The organism is Photobacterium sp. GB-72 (genome assembly GCF_003026095.1).
Classification (GTDB): domain Bacteria; phylum Pseudomonadota; class Gammaproteobacteria; order Enterobacterales; family Vibrionaceae; genus Photobacterium.
Genome location: NZ_PYNV01000022.1, coordinates 1 through 15,873 on the forward strand (window position 1 = coordinate 1; position 15,873 = coordinate 15,873).

The window sequence follows — 15,873 nt, forward strand, 5'->3', positions numbered from 1 at the left end:
TCTGGTCCGCCATTTACCTAGAGCTGTGATGCTCTACCAAACATGCTATTCAACAAAATATGAAAGACATCTGATGCAAAAAAGCCCCGTCTTTCGACGAGGCTTCTAATAAGTGGTCGGTGAAGAGGGATTCGAACCCCCGACCCTCTGGTCCCAAACCAGATGCGCTACCAAACTGCGCTATTCACCGACTGTAAATAATGGTTATATTAAACCACTATTTTTAAATAGTGGTCGGTGAAGAGGGATTCGAACCCCCGACCCTCTGGTCCCAAACCAGATGCGCTACCAAACTGCGCTATTCACCGACTGTAAATAATGGTTATATTAAACCACTACTTTTAAATTGTGGTCAGTGAAGAGTTGAGTCTATATAGAGAATAAATCTCCGACCCTCTGGTCCGCTATTTCCAAAAACAGGATGCTTACCAAGCTACGTCATTCACCGACTGTAAATAATGGTTTTATTAAACCACTACTTTTAAATTATGGTCAGTGAAGAGCTGAGTCTATATGGAGAAGGAATCTCCGACCCTCTGGTCCGCTATTTCCAAAAACAGGATGCTTACCGAGCTACGCTATTCACCGACTGTAAATAATGGTTAATTAAACCACTACCTTTTAATAGTGGTCGGTGAAGAGGGATTCGAACCCCCGACCCTCTGGTCCCAAACCAGATGCGCTACCAAACTGCGCTATTCACCGACTGTAAATAATGGTTTATTAAACCACTACTTTTAAATTGTGGTCAGTGAAGAGCTGAGTCTATATAGAGAAGGAATCTCCGACCCTCTGGTCCGCTATTTCCAAAAACAGGATGCTTACCAAGCTACGTCATTCACCGACTGTAAATAATGGTTTTATCGAAACCACTACCTTTTAATAGTGGTCGGTGAAGAGGGATTCGAACCCCCGACCCTCTGGTCCCAAACCAGATGCGCTACCAAACTGCGCTATTCACCGACTGTAAATAATAGTTTTATTAAAACTACTACTTTTAATTGTGGTCAGTGAAGAGCTGAGTCTATATAGAGAAGGAATCTCCGACCCTCTGGTCCGCTATTTCCAAAAACAGGATGCTTACCAAGCTACGTCATTCACCGACTGTAAATAATGGTTATATTAAACCACTACTTTTAAAATAGTGGTCGGTGAAGAGGGATTCGAACCCCCGACCCTCTGGTCCCAAACCAGATGCGCTACCAAACTGCGCTATTCACCGACAAATTCAACAACGCTCTGCGTCGTCGAGGTCGCTTATAATACTCGCCAAATTGATTTTAGCAACCCCTATACGGTATTTTTTTTTGTAACGAATTTTTTTGCTCATCAAGCAACCAAATTTGTGCATTCTCGGTAACTTAAGTGCTCTCAAACGCACAAATAACCACAACAATGAAACAGCCTTTTTACTCCTGTTCTAGATCATAACAACAGGCAATACACATGGCTTAAATAACCACCATCATATCTAAATGTTAGGGCTATAATATGGACATTTGATTAGAGCGTTTATTTGGAAATAGTATAGGACTTGCTTCTATACTTGTTATTTTTTCATTTTCTTACCTTTCACCATCAACTAGGCAAGATTTTATTACACTTGTATAATCAATAGCATCGGTTACTTAAAGTGAAAGTCCTATGCCAGATAATAATGAATTAGACCTTTTTAAAGAAATGATGGCCGATGTTGCGCCAATCAAACAAGATACTGTGACCATTTCACAAAAATATCAGGTATCAGAGTCTCAACTAGCTCGTCGAATTGCAGCTCAAAGTCTCGCTGAAAGTGATTCTGAATACTTATCATTAGATAATGCCAAAATGGTAAAACCTGATGATATGATTGAATTTAAACGAGATGGTGTACAAGAAGCTGTATTTAGAAAAATGCGTCAAGGTAAGTACGATATTCACGGCCGTTTAGATCTTCATAAAAAGTCATTACAACAAGCCCGTGATGAAATATTAGCATTTCTAAAGCAATCACAACGTTTAGATATTCGCACCGTTATGATAGTTCATGGCAAAGGTGAGCGTGCTAATCCACCAGCATTAATGAAAAGCTATGTCACAACATGGCTAGAGCAAATATCTGATGTGCTTTGCTTTCACTCGGCGCAACGGCAACATGGTGGCACTGGTGCGCTATATGTCATGCTAAAGAAAAGTCCTGAGAAAAAAGCTGAAACACGTGAACGACATCTAAATCGTCGCAGTGAATAATTCAAAGACCATAAAGAGCGGTTTTGCCGCTCTTTTCTTTTAGACTTTACAATCATACTAGCCAGAGTACACGACAAGCCAGTCCAATAAGCACTACACCAGATAGACGATCAATCAATACAGCGCGGGATCTTAACGTTTGTAATACTCGAGGGTATGACAAGACACAAGCAACTAAGGTGTACCATAATCCATCGACTAATAGTGGTGTCGCCACAATAACAATTTTACTTCCAGTTTCTGTACCCAACGCAACAAACTGACTAAATAGAGCCAAAAAATATAACGCTAATTTAGGGTTTAATAATGAGATCATTAAACCATCTCTTGCCGCATGAAGAAGGGAAGAAGGCTTTCCTGCTGCGAGTTTTTCTGCAACGCCGCCTTTAGAACGCAACGCATTAACGCCTAAATAGGCTAAGTAGCCAGCTCCTGCATAGCTAATCAGATTAAAGACTGTTGGTGATTGTTTTAAAACAACCGCAAGCCCTAATAATGTTAATAATGCGTATAAACCTACCCCACAAGCATGAGACCAAGCCGTTACTAAGCCATGTTTACGCCCACCGGTTAAGCTATGCTTAGCAACAACAGCAAGACTCGGTCCTGGTGACATCGCCCCTAAAATACAAATTAATAATAATGATAGCCAAATACTGATGGTCATGATGTTCTCCTTACATTGGTAGAAAAAATACCAAGTAAGCGTTATAAGAAGAAATCAAAAGAAATCATTACGGTCATGATAAAAAATCATTACCTTTCGGTGTCGTAAAAACACATCATTGTTCGTTAATGATTTATTGCCCCATTGAATACAAAGAGTTCTTCATTAACGTTAGCACATGCTCTCGCAACCATTGATGGGATAATTCGTTGTTATATTTAGGGTGCCATAGCAGCCAATACTGATTCAGCACACTTGGAAATGGTAATGGCTTATAAACAATATTATAGAAATCTTGCATCGTAACAGCTATATGTTCTGGAATAACAAGAAACATTTCTGTTCGAGATACAATACTTAAAGCAGATCCGAAAAATGGCACTGTTGTTTGAATATGTCGCCGATAACCTAAAGTACGTAACTCCACATCAACGAAACTGTCTTTATCTCCACCACCGTTAACAGAAATATGATTGTAGGCAACAAAGTCTTGTACCGTTAAATCTACCTTTGTATTTGCTAATGGATGCGTTGTACTCATCACGCACACTGCACGATCAGATCCAATCTGTATCCCAGATAATCCGGTAGGTATCTTTGGGGCCATAGTCGAGACTAATTGAATATCAAGATCGGCTAATTGATCAGTATAACTTGGTGACCATAGCTGATAGCTCACATCAAGCAAAGGCGCGTGCAATGTTAATAACTCGACGATATCAGGAAAGATATATTGCGCGACATAATCAGAAGATGACAAGACTATTTTCCCGCGCCAGTGATGCGGCGAGAACTGTTCTGGTTCAAATACCAAATCGCAATCGGTAAGTAATGACGTAATTTTATCTTGTAGTGAAAGTGCGCGAGGGGTCGGTAATAACCGGTTTCCCTCACGCACAAACAAAGGATCAGAAAAAATTTCACGTAATTGTGTCAGTTGCCGACTTACTGCAGACTGCGTAATGTGTAAACGCTCAGCCGTACGTGTTACATGGCACTCATCCAATAAGACATGTAATGTTCGAAGTAAGTTTAAATTAGGTACTGACACACTCTTTGCTCTCTATCCTTGGTATTAGTCTTCCTTGCCAATCGGGGCAAATTTACCGCCAGTCAAACTAACTAAATCTTTTGCCGCAAGTTCTATTTCTAAGCCGCGACGACCTGCACTAACACAAATAGTATCAAACGTTTCTGCGCTGCTATCAACAAAGGTTGGCAGCCGTTTTTTTTGTCCTAACGGGCTAATACCACCCACTATGTACCCTGTTACTTTTTCCGCAAGCTTTGGATCGGCCATTTCAGCCTTCTTACCGCCCGCAGCTTTAGCTGCTGCTTTTAAATCTAACATGCCAGATACAGGAACGACGGCAACCGCTAAATTTTTAGGATCGCCATTTAATGCAAATAATAAAGTTTTAAATACGCGATTAGGATCTAGCCCTAAGACTTCTGCCGCTTCATGACCAAAATTATTATTGGCTGGATCATGTTCATATTGATGTACTTGATACGAAATTTTTTGTTTCTTTGCTAATTGAATCGCTGGAGTCATTATTTTTCACTCTATTTATCATTCAAACAGCTGTGGTTAATTCCCCCTATTGCTCAAAAGCAACTAAAGAAATTAAGAACATCTGTTTACCTGTAATGATTATATCGTGAGTTGACAGTTTTCGGCTATATCCATCAAAAGAAGGATTTTAAATACAAAAAAGCGCATCGAATAAAAATATAAGATGCGCTTTCGAGCAATTAATATTGCTTATTTATAAACAATTTCACCTTTCGGCGCGAATTTGTTTACATCAATGGGTGAATTCGTTTCCAAGTATTGCTTTAATACTTCCGCGTCAACAAACCCCGTATTTACATGGCCTGCATGATCATTGATCTTCGGATAGCCGTCACCACCAGCTGCGTTGTAGCTTGGTACAGTGAAACGGTAAGTCTTTTTCAGATCTAACGGCTTACCAGCAAACTTCACATCACTTACTTTGCCATTTTCAACCGTCATTGAAATACCGTAGAACTGCGCATAAGCACCAGAATCTATCGGCTTAGTGGCAACAATATTCAGATAATCTAAAACTTCTTTACCTGACATATCGGTGTACGTCACGATATTGCCAAAAGGTTGAACAGTGAGTACATCTTTATAAGTAATGTCGCCGCCTTCAATTGAGTCACGAACACCACCAGAGTTCATTACAGCAAAGTCCGCTTTAGCACGTTGCATGTGTGACGCAGCAATAAGACGACCTAAGTTTGTTTGTTCAAATCGAACCACATTACGATCGCCTTCTAGCTTGCCATTCGACTTGGCAATCTTAACGTTTAACTGCTCTTGTCCATGCTCTTGGTAAGGCTTAAGGAAGTTATACACTTCTTGGTTTTTTACAATTTCATCTTGAATAAAGACACGCTTGCTTGAGCCATCATCTAGCTTAACTTTTTTCTTCAAGTTAACGGGGATCAAATCGTAACTAACCAGTGAAAGCTCACCGTTCTGAAATTCAAAGTCAGCACGACCTACATACTTACCCCACTCGTGGGCTTGGACAATCCATGTACCATTTTGCTGATCAGGTACACACTCGTCACCCGGTTTAAAATCTTTCTTCGCAACATTTGGGCCTTCCATACAGACAGGCTCTTGCGAGTGACCACCGACGATCATATCGAGATCGCCATCATCTAAATAACGTGCAAGCGCAACATCACCCGGAGCATTAATACCACGATGACCATCTTCATAGTGACCCATATGCGTTGCCGCAATGATCACATCAGGCTTTTCTGTTTTTTCTAGCTCGGTGATCACTTTTTTGGCTTCAGATTTTGGATCGCGAAACTCTACATTGCCGATAAATTCAGGATTACCAATTTTAGCCGTATCTTCTGTCGTCAAACCAATGACGGCAATCTTGATCCCTTGCTTTTCAAAAATTTGGTAAGGCTGAAATAAGCGCTCACCTGTTGTCTTATCGTAAATATTAGCCGACAACATAGGGAAATTCGCCCACTCTTCTTGCTTACGTAGTACATCTAATGGGTTATCAAATTCATGATTTCCTAATGCCATTGCATCATAGCCAAGCAGATTCATTCCTTTAAAATCAGGTTCTGCATCTTGTAGATCTGATTCAGGAACACCCGTGTTAATGTCACCGCCAGAAAGTAATAAGCTAGTACCACCTTGTTCTTCTACTTCTGCGCGGATTTCATCAATCAATGTCTTTCGGGCAGCCATACCGTACTCACCATTCTGGTTATGCCAGAAACGACCATGGTTATCGTTGGTATGAAGAATCGTGATTCTATAAGTTGTATCAGCATCCCATGCTGATGAGGCTTTTTCCGCTGTCGTTGCACAACCTGAAAGAACGGCAACGAGAGCGGCGCTTAATGCTGTTTTAGCAAATAGGCGTTGCTTCATGGTATCCACCTTAACTGTATTTTTAATGGCGACTTCAAACGAAGATAATATTCGTAAAACTGGAAAAATTAATTAGTCACATTTCCACCACAAAAAAATGTCGGTAAAAGTGAAACAATGTGACCAATATCGCCAGTGTAACGAAATAAATACGTATGAATTTTCCATTTTAAATTTTTGTTAACAGGATCACTTTTCGTCTTTTAAAACTCTTGTTTATGTCACACCCAAGCACAAAAAAGCCCAGTAAATACTGGGCTTTTTTCAAACAGTTATGCTCAACACTACTTTATAGTGATAGATATCACATTATACTTTCGCCAATTTTCGACTAGGGTGTTTCAACATAATCGCAACAATGGCAGAAAGAGCTAAGAAGAAACAGTAATAAGAGTGCGCAACAACATCTAATGGTGATAACTCAAAAACAGAACCAAGGAGTAACGCTTGCGCTCCGTATGGTAAAACACCTTGAATTACACACGAGAAAATATCGAGTAAACTCGCGGAACGACGTGGTGTAACCCCATTTTCATCAGCCAGTTCACGTGCAACACCGCCTGATACAATAATCGCAACAGTATTATTTGCCGTACATAAGTTAGTCAAGCTCACAAGACTAGCAATACCAAACTCACTCGCCCGTAAATTTTCAGATGACTGATGTTTTTTGCTAAATACATTAATCACACGACTGATACTTTGAGTTAAGAAAGCGAGTCCACCTTGTTGGCGCATTAATTCACTAATACCACCAATCAACATAGAGAGCAGGAAGATTTCCTGCATATTGCTAAAACCACCATAAATATCTTTGCCAAAACTGGTAAAACTATAATCAGCAGCAGATGTTAGACCGACACCACCAGCCAGTAAAATACCGACAGATAGAACAACAAACACATTAACCCCAGAGACTGCGAGCACCAAGATAGTGATATAAGGAATGACTTTTAACCACTCAATAGGTGCTGTTTCAGGCAATTGTGTAACCGAGCTATTAAACGCAAATAATAAAATAGCGGCAATTGCAGCAGGTAAGGCGATTTTAATGTTTTCACGGAATTTATCTTTCATCTGACAGCCTTGTGATCGCGTTGCTGCGATTGTGGTATCAGAAATAATTGAAAGATTATCACCAAACATTGCCCCACTAAGAACCACACCAGCAGTTAATGCGACATCCATACCAGACGCATGTGCAATGCCTAATGCGACGGGGGCTACTGCTGCAATCGTCCCCATAGATGTTCCCATTGCAGTAGCAATAAAAGCAGAGATCACAAAGATACCGGGTAAAATCATGCTTGCAGGAATAAGTGATAAACCAAGGTTAACCGTTGCATCGACCCCACCCGACGCTTTAGCAACAGAAGCAAAAGCGCCTGCCAATAGGTAAATCATACACATTGCGATAATGTCACTATGACCCACACCACGGATAAATTGCTCTATCGCTTTATTCAGTTTTTCTTTACTTAATAAAATCGCAACAACAACAGCAGGCAAAGCTGCGACAGGTGAAGGTAATTGATAAAAAGCAAAATCAACCCCTTGCATCGTAAGGTAAGTACCCACACCAATGAATAAAGCTAAAAAAATACCCAAGGGTAAGAGTGCTAATGCAGAAGGTGAAATGGTTTGATTTTTTTTATCTATATTTGGCATGGCGACGACTAAAGTTCTATTTATACATTCATTCCAAGACTAAAGGGATGCGCTCACAGTGTCAACATCTAGACGTCTAAACATCCAAAAGATGTGTAACTAAATTACATATTCAGTCAAGTTCAGTTTATTTCTTGTGTTTTATGACAAGAAAAACGCTTATTTTGTAGTAAAAGCACAAAAAATGGAACGGTCATCACTCAATTCAGTAACACTAATAACAATTCCATTATTTAAGGTGCATCAATGATAAACAACCGCTAAAATCTGCTAACATTTACTGGATTTTAGGGATATATAATGCAGTTAACATTAAAACAAAAACTTATTGTCGCGAGTTTATCGGCAGTTTTAGTGATGGCGACTGCACTCACTTGGCTCTCTGCTAATCAAATTGATACTCAAGCTAAACGTGATCTTTACGCTCGAGCAAGTAGCCTAACCGAGGCTGTTAGCAGCAGTGTGGGTGACTGGGTAAATATTCGTACCAATATTATTGACTCAGTAACAATTAACAATCCTGACATTGCTACGATCCCCTCTTTAAAGCAAGCCCGTTTAGCGGGTCAATTTGAAGATATTTACTTCGGCAGCACCGCAGGTATCGCCACTAGCTCTTTTGCTGAACGTGATTTATCTCAGGTAGATCCACGTACCCGTCCTTGGTACCAACAAGCACAAAAAGCGAATGAAACCATCATATCGTCACCGTATATGGACACCTTAACTAAAGCTAAAATGGTGACCATCGCCAAACCTGTTTATGATAATTCCACTTTTATCGGTGTTATCGGCGCTGATATATTGATCACCCAATTAATCGACGACATCGTCAATTTGAATGTTGGTCAAAATGCATTTGCTATGTTGATCAATAAAAAAGACGCCACATTTATCGCTCACCCCGATCAGCAGCTATTGCTACAACCTATTTCACGTTATAGCAACGCGCTTTCTATTAATTATATTGAGCAGCAAATTCATAATAATGCACTGACTAACCTGACCATTAACGATCAGCCTAAACTACTTTATTTTGCTAACATCCCTCATACTGACTGGATATTAGCACTCAACATGGATAAAAAAACCGAGGAAGCCAGCCATAAAGCATTGCTTTATAAGCTCCTTCTTACCGCTGCGGTTATTGCACTGTTAGTCATTACTACAGTGGCATGGTTAGTTAACTTCTTGTTCCGCGATTTAGATCGCGTATCAAACGCGCTGGCAGAAATCGCCAGTGGTGAAGGCGATCTAACTCAACGTATTGAGCCAAAGAGCAATGATGAAGTGGGCCAACTCGCCAATAACTTCAACCAGTTTGTTGGCAACATGCATCAAATGGTGGCACGTTTAAACCATGTATCTCAATCTCTCAGTCAACAGTCACATTTAACGGCAACCCAAGCAGAAGAACGTAGTACCCGTATCCAGCATCAACAAGATGAAATCAATATGGTCGCAACTGCTATTAACGAAATGGCAGCGGCAACCAAAGAAATTGCCTCTAACGCTGAGAATACAGCACGAACAGCAGAAGAAACTGTGATGGCATCTAATCATGGTGCTACTCAGGTCAATCAAAGCCAACAATCTATTTCTAGTTTGGCGCAAGAAGTTGAAACGGCAACGACAGTGATTAGCGATCTTAATAGCCATGCCCAAAGTATCAATACGATTCTTTCAACTATCCAAGGCATTGCAGAGCAAACTAACTTGCTGGCATTAAACGCCGCGATTGAAGCTGCACGTGCTGGCGAACAAGGTCGTGGATTTGCGGTTGTTGCAGATGAAGTACGAGTATTAAGTCAACGTACCCATGCCTCGACCCAAGAAATTCAGCAAATGATTGAAACGCTACAACAAACCACAGGGCAAGCGGTTGGGATAATGGAAGATAGTCGTCACCTATCTGAAACCAGTGTTGATGATGCAAGCTCTGCTTCTGCTAGTTTGGCGCAAATTACCAATGCTGTTAATAACATCAATGATATGGCAACCCAAATAGCCTCTGCTGCCGAAGAGCAATCATCAGTGACATCAGAGATCACGCGCAATACCGAAGGGATCCGTGATGTTTCAAACGAGTTGGCTGTTGAAGCTAATGAAGCTGCAAAACAAGCCGCTGAATTATCAGAGCTCTCTTATGAACTGCAGCAAGAAATCAACCGCTTTAAATTATAAGGCCTGATACTGATAAATAAACAAAAAGGCTTGCGTATAACGCAAGCCTTTATTTTAGAAACCAATTTAAACCAGCTATCAAGTAAATGTTTACACTAAGCTAAAAATAATCGCCGCGACTGCTAAACATCCCATCAATAAAATAAACCAAGTACTGATTTTACCTCGGTACATTTTCAGACTTTCAATTCGATATACCGCAAGCATTGGCATAATAAAAAGTATCATCGCAATCACAGGGCCTGATAACGCTTCCATCATCCCTAAAATACTTGGGTTCATAACAGCAGCAAACCAAATAGAGAAGAACATGATCACTACCCCAACCTTGTCGATGGTTTTTAATGGCAGTGATGTTTGTTTCGCTACAATGCCATTGAAGCTTTCACGTGCGCCCATAAAGTGCCCTAAAAACGATGACGTAATTGCAATAAAAGCAATTAAAGGGCCTAGCAACATAATAAAGTGACTGTCTTTAACGTTCGCTAAATAAGATAACACTGACACGTTATCCATTTTTGCATGCTGTAACTGCTCAGGGGATAAACTTAGCACGCAAGAGAACACAAAGAACAAAACAAAAGTAATCAACATCATTGAGGTACGCTTTAAGATTGTTTCTGATTTTCGATGTGCATGATCGCCATACTGACGACGTTGAGCATTCACAAAGCCAGAAACGACAGGCGTATAACTAAAAGCAAAAACAACAACCGGTATTGATAACCATAACGATGAGCTAAATTCAGTGATACTTTGAGAGAAGTTAAGATTAGGTACATGCCAGCTTGGGATCAGGTAAATAGAAATGCCCGCCAGAATAAATGCCAGTGGGTAGACAATCACTTCAAACGCTTTAAGCATCGCTTTTTCACCCGCAAGCATCACAGTTATCATCAAGAAGACTAATCCGCCTGATAACAACACCCGTGACGGCGCTTGCCAGCCTAATTGATGGACAATAAAACTATCAACGGTATTGGTTAGGCCGACACCATAAATGAGTAAAATCGGAAAGATAGAAAGAAAATACAGGGCTGAAATTAAGCGTCCGTAACGGGAACCAAAATGCTCTTCAACTACATCGGTAAAATCAGCGTCAGAAGATGATGATAAAACAAAACGCGCTAATCCACGATGAGCCCAAAATGTCATAGGTCCTGCTAATAATGCCATTATAACCAGTGACCAGAATCCACCTGAGCCGATATTGATAGGTAAAAATAAAATACCCGCCCCGACCGATGTGCCAAACAAACTTAACATCCAACGGGTGTCATGCTGTGTCCATTTAGAAGGATGTGCTGTGCTCTCTTTTTCGGGGTTCGCTTGGATTGTTGTTAATGACACAAGTAACTCTCTAACCAAATAAAATCGGCTACAAGTATGAAACTACGAGCTTTAAGTTTCAAAACAAGCGAGACACAGATCACACTGAATGCCTAATACCCAATAAGCATAAGAACTGCAATACTAACAAATAACGATATATAACTTCACATATAACTCAAGAAATAAGAATTAAATATCGTTTTTGTAGGTATATTAACTTTTCATATATTGAATATTTATCACACAAAATAATCATTCAGTTCGTTATCGGCAATAAAAAAGCCCAGTGATTTATACTCACTGGGCTTTAAAATCTAAATGAAAGACTTAGTTCACTTCAATTGGAGCAAAGCTCTTAATCAAATCATCAAGCTGTTTAATTTGTGCTAAAAACGGTTCTAGCTTATCGAGTGGGAATGCTGATGGACCATCACAAAGCGCGAGATCTGGCGTTGGGTGTGCTTCCATAAATAGGCCCGCAATACCCGTTGCAATACCAGAGCGAGCTAGATCAACGGTTTGCTCACGACGACCACCAGAAGCCGCACCTAGTGGATCACGACACTGCAGCGCATGTGTCACATCAAAGATGATTGGGCTACCCTTTGATGCTTTTTTCATTACATCAAAACCAAGCATATCAACCACTAAGTTATCGTAACCGTGCAATACACCACGCTCACATAAGATCACATTGTGATTATCACACTCAGCGAATTTCTCAACAATGTTACCGACTTGACCAGGGCTCATGAACTGTGGTTTTTTCACATTAATCACAGCGCCTGTTTTTGCCATTGCTTCAACAAGATCAGTTTGACGAGCCAGAAACGCTGGAAGCTGAATCACATCAACCACATCAGCAACAGGTTGTGCCTGCTCTTTCTCGTGAATATCAGTGATAATTTTCACACCAAACGTATCTTTTAGCTCTTGAAAGATTTTTAAACCTTCTTCCATACCAGGACCACGGTATGAATGAACAGATGAACGGTTAGCTTTATCAAAAGAAGCTTTAAATACGTAAGGAATACCTAATTTCTCAGTGACCTTCACGTAGTGCTCACACATTTGCATCGCTAAGTCGCGAGACTCAAGCACATTCATGCCACCAAATAAAACAAATGGCTTATCATTTGCAACATCAATATCGCCAATGCGAACAGTTTTTTGTTCCATCATATTTGTTGTTCTCTTCTAGTGTAGAATCAGAGGCTCATCAAAGAGCGTCTCTACTTGAGTTTTAAGTAAATCAGCGGCTGGATCTTCTGGGCATTGCTCAATAAAGTATGAGTAATCCATCGCTGCAGCGTGATTACAATCAAGCTGTTGATAAATATAGCCTCGGTCACGGATCTCATGGGGATCGCCTGGGCTAAATACCAGCGCAAGATCACTACAACGTAAAGCATCCGTAAAATGCTCTTCACGAAGAAGTGCACTTTTCATAACCGTTAACCAACGCGTTAAAATTTCATGATTCTGCTGTGTTTTAAGGTATTCAGGTTTAAGTTCAGTAAATGGACCACGGTGACCAATCAACCAGCTACGTAATATATGCGTGCTAACAAATTCACCATCAAAGGGGTTAATATACTGAACATCGCTTTCAGACCATGTCGCTTTTAATAGAAACTGGGTCGGAAAGCCTACGCTTTCAATCGGCAGATCAAGGTGCTGAGATAAATAAAGAAATAAAGCACCAAGGCTGACAGGGATCCCCTTTCGACGCTCCAGTACTTTATCTAAGAATGCATTATCTGACGAAAAGTATTGTTGGTGATCGCCTTGAAAGCCCCATTCACGATAAAAAAGGCGTAACAGCCCCTCTAACCGTAAACGAGGATTAACTTCTTCCATTAATGTTTGCTCAGCTTCCTGCGCTAATTGAGATAACTTTAACTCCACCCACTGGGTTGGAAATTCAGGCACGATGTCCTTCATCATATCAATAGCACCATAAACTAATGGCCGCGAATTTAATTCGTCTTCATTAAACAGCATCATGATATAACCTAACTTAACCTAAAATTGGCGTTTTCGTTACCGCCAATTGCGCAGCCAGAAATACCCAGCCCAATGCGCCTAAAAAGGCAAATGTCTTAAAGACTTTATTTTTACCCATATGCAGTGTGACATAACCAAGGGCGATGTAAGCGAGTACACAAGTTAACTTTTCAGTTAACCAACTATTACCAGCCGTAAAAGGCATAAATCCTGTAATAAAAATTAATGCCACACCACTTGCTAAAAGCACAGTGTCAACAATATGGGGAGTGATCTTGAAAAACTTTTTATTTAAAAGTGATGAGTTTGCCATCATCATGATGTAGCGAGTCACAAACAGTAAAACACTGAGTGCGATTGCCACTAAATGAAGATGTTTCATTGCCATATACATAATTATAATTCTCCTTGCCAGCAGCCCATCGTGACACGATCGAGCCCTGCATAGTCTTGACTGGTAGATACTTGTTGATAACCCAACTGTTCTAAAATAGTTCTTACAGCCGAACCTTGTTCGAAGCCATGCTCCATTAACAACCAACCACCTACTGTTAAGTGTTTGCGTCCTTGCGCGCTAATAATACGGATATCAGCTAAGCCATTATCATCAGCAACTAATGCACTCTTTGGTTCAAAGCGGACATCGCCTTGAACTAAATGGGGATCGGCCTGATCAATGTAAGGCGGATTACTCACAATTAGCTCAAACACATCATTGTCTTGTAATGGTGAATACCAACTTCCCGCTAAAAATCGGGTATTTAATATTGATAAACGTTGGCTATTTTCATGCGCAAGCTCAGCCGCTTCTTGACGTAAGTCAATGCCTGTAACCTGAAGACTTGGACACTCAGAAGCAATCGCCAGTGCAATCGCACCGGTTCCTGTTCCTAAATCCAATACTTTGGTAGTAGCGCTGGTGATTTTATCTAATGCAAGTTCAACCAAACGCTCAGTATCAGGACGTGGGATCAAGGTTGAAGGTGAGACTTTTAATGGCAGTGACCAAAATTCACGCTCACCAACAATATATGCGATAGGCTCACCATTTCGGCGGCGTGCAAGTAACTGCTGAAAAAAATTATATTGCTCATCATCTAGTTGCTTTTCAGGCCACGTTAATAAATAACTGCGTGGCTTATCAAGCGCATGACATAGCAAAACAACGCTATCAAGTTGCGGACTCTCAGAGCCCGCACTTGCTAGTTGTTCAGTGGTTTGCTTTAGCAAATATTCAATGCTTTGAGGCATTAGTTTTGCTCAGACATCGCAGCTAACTGATCCGCCTGGTATTCAGTAAATACCGGTTGGATCAATGCATCTAAATCACCTTCCATCACTTCATTTAAGCGGTAAAGTGTCAGTGTAATACGGTGATCAGAAACACGACCTTGTGGGTAGTTGTAAGTACGAATACGATCAGAACGATCACCTGAACCTAGTAGGTTACGACGTGTGCTCGCTTCTTCAGCATGACGTTTCTCTTCTTCTGCTTTGATAATACGAGCAGCAAGTACCGACATCGCTTTTGCTTTGTTTTTATGCTGTGAGCGCTCATCCTGACACTCAACAACAATACCTGTTGGTAAGTGAGTAATACGGATTGCAGAATCGGTGGTGTTAACGTGCTGACCACCCGCACCTGATGAACGGAAGGTATCAATACGTAAATCGCCAGCATTGATTTCTGGAATTTCCGCTTCTGGAATTTCAGGTAATACCGCAACAGTACAAGCTGAAGTATGTACACGACCTTGAGATTCTGTTGCAGGAACACGCTGAACGCGGTGACCGCCTGACTCAAATTTCAAAATACCGTAAGCACCATCGCCGTTCACTTTTGCGATCATCTCTTTATAACCGCCTTGTTCTGAGCGGTTTTCATTGATGATCTCAATACGCCAGCCACGACGTTCTGCATATTTGCTGTACATACGGAAAAGATCACCCGCAAAGATACCCGCTTCATCACCACCCGCACCTGCGCGGATTTCGACAAAACAGTTACGATCATCGTTAGGATCTTTAGGAATCAATAGCACCTGAAGTTCATCAGCTAAGCGTTCAATTTCAGCTTTGGCTTCTTTGATCTCTTCTTGTGCCATTTCACGCATTTCTGCATCGTCTTCCTGCGCCATTTCTTCAGCAGCCACTAAATCTTCTTTTGCTTGTTGGTAAGCTTGAAAACACTTAGTCACTTCTTCTAGCTGAGAATATTCTTTTGATAACGCACGAAAGCGGTTTTGATCCGCAAGAACACTTGGATCACCGAGGAGATGTTGAACTTCTTCGTAACGTTCAACAAGAGTTTCTAATTTAACTAAAATTGATTGCTTCATAATCTTCT

13 protein-coding genes and 5 tRNA genes are annotated in these 15,873 nt (G+C 40.8%); 2 read left to right on the top strand and 16 right to left on the bottom strand.

Annotation, left to right across the window (positions count from 1 at the left end):
- Nucleotides 1–113: 113 nt before the first annotated feature.
- The 5 genes from C9J40_RS18990 to C9J40_RS19010 all read right to left on the bottom strand — a co-directional run bounded on the left by C9J40_RS18990 (nucleotide 114) and on the right by C9J40_RS19010 (nucleotide 1,222).
- Nucleotides 114–190, bottom strand: a tRNA-Pro gene (locus tag C9J40_RS18990).
- 41 nt (nucleotides 191–231) lie between these two features.
- A tRNA-Pro gene (locus tag C9J40_RS18995) sits at nucleotides 232–308 on the bottom strand.
- A gap of 320 nt (nucleotides 309–628) precedes the next feature.
- Nucleotides 629–705, bottom strand: a tRNA-Pro gene (locus C9J40_RS19000).
- 181 nt (nucleotides 706–886) lie between these two features.
- A tRNA-Pro gene (locus C9J40_RS19005) sits at nucleotides 887–963 on the bottom strand.
- 182 nt (nucleotides 964–1,145) lie between these two features.
- Nucleotides 1,146–1,222, bottom strand: a tRNA-Pro gene (locus tag C9J40_RS19010).
- Between the two features lie 422 nt (nucleotides 1,223–1,644).
- Between C9J40_RS19010 and smrA the strand changes: the two genes are divergently transcribed.
- Nucleotides 1,645–2,229: a DNA endonuclease SmrA gene (gene smrA, locus C9J40_RS19015; RefSeq protein ID WP_105060798.1), complete on the top strand. Its 585-nt coding sequence runs from the start codon at nucleotides 1,645–1,647 to the stop codon at nucleotides 2,227–2,229.
- Nucleotides 2,230–2,281: 52 nt separating this feature from the next.
- Here smrA and C9J40_RS19020 read toward each other — a convergent pair whose 3' ends face one another.
- From C9J40_RS19020 to C9J40_RS19040, 5 genes are all read right to left on the bottom strand, one after another.
- A complete protein-coding gene (locus C9J40_RS19020) occupies nucleotides 2,282–2,896 on the bottom strand; it encodes a LysE family translocator (RefSeq protein ID WP_107205393.1) in 615 nt (204 codons plus the stop codon).
- A gap of 133 nt (nucleotides 2,897–3,029) precedes the next feature.
- Nucleotides 3,030–3,947, bottom strand: a complete 918-nt coding sequence (locus tag C9J40_RS19025) for a LysR family transcriptional regulator (RefSeq protein ID WP_107247680.1) — start codon at nucleotides 3,945–3,947, stop codon at nucleotides 3,030–3,032.
- A 24-nt stretch (nucleotides 3,948–3,971) separates the two neighbouring features.
- Nucleotides 3,972–4,451, bottom strand: coding sequence for a Cys-tRNA(Pro) deacylase (ybaK, locus tag C9J40_RS19030; protein ID WP_006646632.1), 480 nt, complete (start codon nucleotides 4,449–4,451; stop codon nucleotides 3,972–3,974).
- A gap of 210 nt (nucleotides 4,452–4,661) precedes the next feature.
- Nucleotides 4,662–6,335, bottom strand: coding sequence for a bifunctional UDP-sugar hydrolase/5'-nucleotidase UshA (gene ushA / locus C9J40_RS19035; protein WP_107247681.1), 1,674 nt, complete (start codon nucleotides 6,333–6,335; stop codon nucleotides 4,662–4,664).
- A gap of 309 nt (nucleotides 6,336–6,644) precedes the next feature.
- On the bottom strand, nucleotides 6,645–8,003 hold the full coding sequence (locus tag C9J40_RS19040) for a Na+/H+ antiporter NhaC family protein (RefSeq protein ID WP_107205390.1): 1,359 nt from the start codon (nucleotides 8,001–8,003) through the stop codon (nucleotides 6,645–6,647).
- 300 nt (nucleotides 8,004–8,303) lie between these two features.
- Here C9J40_RS19040 and C9J40_RS19045 point away from each other — a divergent pair, with 300 nt between their 5' ends.
- Nucleotides 8,304–10,187 carry a methyl-accepting chemotaxis protein gene (locus tag C9J40_RS19045; protein ID WP_107205389.1) on the top strand — a complete coding sequence of 628 codons (1,884 nt, stop codon included), beginning with the start codon at nucleotides 8,304–8,306 and terminating at the stop codon, nucleotides 10,185–10,187.
- A 90-nt stretch (nucleotides 10,188–10,277) separates the two neighbouring features.
- On the opposite strand, the gene C9J40_RS19050 is transcribed toward C9J40_RS19045, so the two are convergent.
- From C9J40_RS19050 to prfA, 6 genes are all read right to left on the bottom strand, one after another.
- Complete coding sequence (locus C9J40_RS19050) at nucleotides 10,278–11,537, bottom strand: aromatic amino acid transport family protein (RefSeq protein ID WP_199188130.1); 1,260 nt, start codon at nucleotides 11,535–11,537, stop codon at nucleotides 10,278–10,280.
- 309 nt (nucleotides 11,538–11,846) lie between these two features.
- Nucleotides 11,847–12,701 carry a 3-deoxy-8-phosphooctulonate synthase gene (kdsA, locus tag C9J40_RS19055; RefSeq protein ID WP_005369997.1) on the bottom strand — a complete coding sequence of 285 codons (855 nt, stop codon included), beginning with the start codon at nucleotides 12,699–12,701 and terminating at the stop codon, nucleotides 11,847–11,849.
- Nucleotides 12,702–12,716: 15 nt separating this feature from the next.
- A complete protein-coding gene (locus C9J40_RS19060) occupies nucleotides 12,717–13,526 on the bottom strand; it encodes a SirB1 family protein (RefSeq protein WP_039872581.1) in 810 nt (269 codons plus the stop codon).
- 13 nt (nucleotides 13,527–13,539) lie between these two features.
- Complete coding sequence (locus C9J40_RS19065) at nucleotides 13,540–13,920, bottom strand: SirB2 family protein (RefSeq protein WP_107205387.1); 381 nt, start codon at nucleotides 13,918–13,920, stop codon at nucleotides 13,540–13,542.
- A 2-nt stretch (nucleotides 13,921–13,922) separates the two neighbouring features.
- Nucleotides 13,923–14,777 carry a peptide chain release factor N(5)-glutamine methyltransferase gene (gene prmC / locus C9J40_RS19070; protein WP_107205386.1) on the bottom strand — a complete coding sequence of 285 codons (855 nt, stop codon included), beginning with the start codon at nucleotides 14,775–14,777 and terminating at the stop codon, nucleotides 13,923–13,925.
- Nucleotides 14,777–15,865, bottom strand: a complete 1,089-nt coding sequence (prfA, locus tag C9J40_RS19075; protein ID WP_107205385.1) for a peptide chain release factor 1 — start codon at nucleotides 15,863–15,865, stop codon at nucleotides 14,777–14,779. Before prfA ends, prmC begins: the two co-directional genes overlap by 1 nt.
- Nucleotides 15,866–15,873 lie beyond the last annotated feature (8 nt).